The organism is Mesorhizobium sp. M7A.F.Ca.US.014.04.1.1, from assembly GCF_003998745.1.
GTDB classification, from domain to species: domain Bacteria; phylum Pseudomonadota; class Alphaproteobacteria; order Rhizobiales; family Rhizobiaceae; genus Mesorhizobium; species Mesorhizobium ciceri.
Genome location: NZ_RZRW01001227.1, coordinates 1 through 800, shown reverse-complemented (window position 1 = coordinate 800; position 800 = coordinate 1). Strand labels below are relative to the sequence as shown.

1 pseudogene is annotated in these 800 nt (G+C 65.0%); it reads left to right on the top strand.

What is annotated here, in order from left to right:
• Window positions 1-800: pseudogene (locus tag EOA22_RS35735) on the top strand (class I SAM-dependent RNA methyltransferase); the annotation flags it as partial.

Genomic DNA, 800 nt, shown 5'->3' with positions numbered 1-800 from the left:
GCTGGAAGCATCGCCGCTGCGCATCGATCCCGCCTGCCGCCACTTCACCGAATGCGGCGGTTGGGCGCTCCAGCATTTCGAAGCCGAAGCCTATCGCCAGTGGAAGCGCGAAAAAGTGTCGCACATCCTGAAGGACAAGGGCATCGATTGCGAGATCGGTGACCTGGTCGCCTGCGCACCGCAGACGCGCCGCCGTGTCGTGCTTGCCGCCCGGCGCACCGAGACAGGCATGCTGCTCGGCTTCCATCGCCATCTGTCGCCGGAGATCGTCGCCATATCGGAATGCCCGATCTCGCTGCCGGAGATCGTTGCCGCGCTCGATCGCTTGAAGGCGCTCGCCGAATTGGTCTGCGCAACCGCCAAATCGTTCCGGCTGGCGGTCACCGTGACCGGTTCGGGGCTCGATGTCGCGGTTCACGAATCCGGCAAGCTCGGGGAGCACCAGCGCCGGATCGCGGCTAACTTCGTCATGGCGCAGGGCTTTGCCAGGCTGTCCATCGATGACGAAATCATTATCGAGCCGAAAAAGCCGGTGGTCATGTTCGGCAGCGTCGCTGTCGCCTTGCCCCCGGGCGCGTTCCTGCAGGCAACCGAGGCCGCCGAACAGGCGATGGCCGACATCGTCGGCGGACATCTGAAGCGTGCCAAGAAGGTGGCGGATCTTTTCGCCGGTTGCGGTAGCTTTGCTCTGCGCCTGGCCGCGAAGTCGGAAGTCCATGCGGTGGAAGGCGATGCGGCAGCGCTTTCAGCGCTCGACCGTGGATCGCGCTTCGCCACCGGCTTGAAGCGGGTGACGGGCG